Raw genomic sequence first — 3,792 nt, 5'->3', positions numbered from 1 at the left:
AGCCGCTGGGCACGGTCGCGGACGCCGGCGCAGCGGACGTCGACGCCGCGGTCGCGGCGGCGCGGCAGGCGCTGACCGATCCGGCGTGGAAGGCACTGGTGCCCGCCGCCCGCGCGCGGCTGCTGTGGAAGGTCGCCGACCTGATCGAGCAGCACGCCGACGAACTCGCCGAACTCGAAACCCGCGACCAGGGCCAGCCGCTCGGGGTCGCGAAGACCGTCAGCCTCACCATGGCTGCCGAGGTCTTCCGCTACTACGCCGGCTGGTGCACCAAGATCGAGGGCAAGAACTCGGCGGTGTCGATCCCCAACACGATGCACTACACCCGCCGGGAACCGGTCGGAGTGTGTGCCCTGATCACCCCGTGGAACTTCCCGCTGATGATCGCCGCCTGGAAGCTGGCCCCGGCGCTGGCCTGCGGCAACACGGTGATCCTCAAGCCCGCCGAACAGACGCCGCTGAGCACCGTGTTCCTGGCCCGGCTGTGCGTGGACGCCGGGTTCCCGCCCGGAGTCGTGAACTGCCTGACCGGCGGTCCAGAAGCAGGCAAGGCCCTCACCGAGCACGCCGACGTCGACAAGGTGTCGTTCACCGGGTCGACCGCGGTCGGTAAGCAAATCGTCGTCGCCGCCTCGGGCAACCTCAAGCGCGTCACCCTCGAACTCGGCGGCAAGGCGCCGAGTGTCATTGCGCGAGATGCGGATATCGACGCAGCGGTCGCGGGGAACCTGCAGGGCGCCCTGCTCAACAGCGGTCAGGTCTGTGCCGCCTACACGCGATTCTTCGTCGACTCGAAGCGGGTGGACGAGTTCACCGAGAAGATCGCCGCCGCGGCGGGCGCGCTGCCGATCGGTCCCGGCATGTCTCCGGAGACGGTGATCGGCCCGCTGGCCTCGCCCGAGCACGCCGACCACGTCGAGCGTCTCGTCAACGCCGGGGTCGCCGAGGGCGCGCAGCTGGTGACCGGCGGCAGCCGCGTCGGCGGAGAGTTGTCCGGCGGAAACTTCTTCGCGCCCACCGTGTTCTCGGGTGTGCGCGATGACATGACCATCGCCCGCGAGGAGATCTTCGGGCCGGTGCTGTCGATCCTGTCCTACGACGACGCCGACGAGCTCGCCGCCCGCGCCAACGACACCGATTACGGTCTGGCCGCCTGCATCTGGACCAACGACCTCGAGTTGGCGCACAACCTCGCCGCGTCGATCCACGCCGGCAGTGTCTTCGTCAACATGCTGCCGTTCCTCGATCCCGCCGCCCCGTGGGGCGGATTCGGCTCCAGCGGATGGGGCCGGGAGATGAGCTCCAACGCCATCGACGAATTCACCGAGACCAAGGGCGTCTGGGTCAACCTCGGCTGACCCGGGCCCCGAACGACCCACGGAAATCCCCACAGAACCAAGGACACCTGACACGATGAGCACCTCCACAACCTCGGCCTTCAGCTGGAACAAGGACGACTGGGCCTCGCTGAGCGAGATGGCCGACGGCTTCGACGAATACCGGCCCGCCTACAGCCGCGCCCTCGACGGCCGGGAACTCACCCTGAACGCCCGCTTCGTGGATTCGGGTGACGAGTTCACCCTCACCCACGCATTTTCCGAAGCAGAACTGAGCTGGCGTACCGGCGAGCAGGCCGGCACCGAGACCTACGAACTGTTCGAGATGCAACCCGGACTGTTCTACCTCCACTACCGGCGCAGCGGCGAGGACCACCCGGTCGTGGTCAGCGCCGCACTCGATCTGACCACCGGTCAGGTCACCGGCGCGGTCGGCGAACTCGGACTCGGCTCCAACCCCCACCTCGCCCGCCAGCGGTGGTTCCAAGGCCAGATCGCCGGCAGCGCCGCCACCTCAGCCGACGCCCACGAGCCGACCGACGAGCTGATCGGGCGCCGGGTGCGCTACGCCTACAGCCGCGACGACGTCTACGACCACGTCTATCTCAACGAGAACCTCTTCACCTGGCTGTGCATCGGCGGCGCCGAGCTCGGTGTGGGTGACACCGACAGCTGCACCTACTGGAAGCTGCGCGAGCACACGTACCTGTTCTCCTGGCTGGAGAAGAATGTCGGCGTCGAGGGCATGGTCCTGGTCGACCTGAACGCCCTCCGCACCGTCGGCATCCAATTCGGCATCGACCAGCAGAGCGGTGATCTGGTCAACATCACCATGGGCTCGTACGCGCGCGAATTCGAACGCACGCCGTCCGTCGACGACGCCCGCCCCGGACCCACGGCCTGACGCGGATCCGTCCGCCAACTGTCACCCACGAACACGCCGCGACACCCACCCCGCACTACCCCGCGAATGTCTTTCTTCGGAGGCTCCCATGTCCACCCCTCCCCACCAGGCCGTCCCGCCGCAGAACACGGGTCACGACGAGCCCCCCGGGGAGGGGCGGGCGGGGTTGCGGGCCGGCAGGCTCGGGGTTGCGGCGATCGTGTTCTTCGTCGTCGCCGCAGTCGCCCCGATGGCCGCGATCGTCGGCGCCTCTCCCGTCGTCTTTTCCGTCAACGGCGTCGCCGCCCCCGCGACGTATCTGCTGGCGGCCCTGTTGTTCGTCGTCTTCTCCGTGGGGTACGTGACGATGAGCCGGCACATCACCAATGCCGGCGGCTTCGTCGCATACATCGCGCAGGGATTCGGGCCGCGACTGGCCACTGCCGCCGCCGGGCTGGCCATCCTGGCCTACACGGCGCTGCAGGCGGCCCTGTGGTCCCAGTACTCGGTGTTCGCGCAACAGTTGATCACCGACAAACTCGGTGTCGACGTGCCGGCGTGGGTGCTGCTGTTCGCCACCTTGGCCGTGGTCACCGCACTCACCGTCCGCGGTGTCGACGTCAGCCTGAAGGTACTGGGGCTGCTCGTGTTGCTCGAGGTCGCCGCCTTCGTCGTCCTGGACGTCGCGATCATTTTCGGGGGCGGCGTCTCGGGGAACTCGCCGGCGGCCTTCGATCCGTCCGCGCTGGTCGGTCCCGGGCTCGGTGTGGCATTCCTGTTCTGCATCACCTGCTTCACCGGTTTCGAGGCCACCGTCGTCTTCTCCGAGGAGGCGAAGGACCCACACCGCACCATTCCCCGCGCCGTGTACACCTCGATCGCGTTCATCGGCGTCTTCTACGCCCTGACGACCTGGGCGCTGGGCAACTCGGTCGGCGCGGACGCCGTCCAGGCCGCCGCCACCGACGACCCGGCCGGATTCGTGTTCGCCATCGCCGAGTCCGAAGTCGGTGCCTGGTTGAGCACGGTGATGGAAATCCTGGTGGTGACCAGTTTCATCGCCATGCTCATCGGTTTCCAGAACATGTTCTCCCGCTACCTCTATGCGCTGGGACGAGCGAAGGTGCTGCCGCACCGCCTCGGTGAAGCCAACGCCAAGACCGGCACCCCCGCTGCGGCCGCCCTGGTAGTCGGCGTCGCGCTCGCGATCATCCTCGCCGTCTTCGAACTCGCCGGCGCGGACCCGATCACCGTCACCTTCAGCTGGTTGCTGTCCCTGGGCACCGTCTCGCTCATCGTGATCCTCGCCCTCACCTCGGCGTCGATCATCGCCTTCTTCGTCCGCACCCGCCTGGAGACGAGTATCTGGAAAACCACGGTGGCACCCGCCGGCGCACTCCTCGGATTCGCGGTGGTCGTGTGGCTCGCCGTGCAGAACTACGACGTCCTGCTCGGCGGACAGGGCGGCGTCGCACGATGGCTGCTGCTGCTGATCCCGCTCTGCGCGGCACTGGGATTCTGCTGGGCGGCACTACGCCCGAACATCGACTACCAAGCCGAACTCGTCTGAAC

At 67.9% G+C, this 3,792-nt stretch carries 3 protein-coding genes; all 3 read left to right on the top strand.

Features of this window, described 5'->3' with window-relative positions; all coding sequences use genetic code 11:
• A partial coding sequence (locus ACFTZB_RS43975; protein WP_378442052.1) for an aldehyde dehydrogenase family protein occupies nt 1–1,358 on the top strand: 1,358 nt, incomplete at its 5' end.
• 55 nt (nt 1,359–1,413) lie between these two features.
• Nucleotides 1,414–2,241 (top strand): MoaF C-terminal domain-containing protein, encoded by an 828-nt coding sequence (locus tag ACFTZB_RS43970; protein WP_378442050.1) that lies wholly within the window; start codon nt 1,414–1,416, stop codon nt 2,239–2,241.
• An 88-nt stretch (nt 2,242–2,329) separates the two neighbouring features.
• On the top strand, nt 2,330–3,790 hold the full coding sequence (locus tag ACFTZB_RS43965; protein ID WP_378442048.1) for an APC family permease: 1,461 nt from the start codon (nt 2,330–2,332) through the stop codon (nt 3,788–3,790).
• Nucleotides 3,791–3,792: the final 2 nt, after the last annotated feature.

Origin of the sequence: Rhodococcus sp. NPDC057014 (assembly GCF_042673295.1) — a bacterium.
Taxonomy (GTDB): domain Bacteria; phylum Actinomycetota; class Actinomycetes; order Mycobacteriales; family Mycobacteriaceae; genus Rhodococcus_F.
Note: the sequence above shows the minus strand (reverse complement) of the source record. Positions and strands in the feature narration are given on the sequence as shown.

What these genes read in the sequence shown, in the direction of transcription:
- ACFTZB_RS43970 (WP_378442050.1), top strand. Translation starts at nt 1,414, where the DNA reads ATGAGCACCTCCACAACCTCGGCCTTCAGCTGGAACAAGGACGACTGG.
- ACFTZB_RS43965 (WP_378442048.1), top strand. Translation starts at nt 2,330, where the DNA reads ATGTCCACCCCTCCCCACCAGGCCGTCCCGCCGCAGAACACGGGTCAC.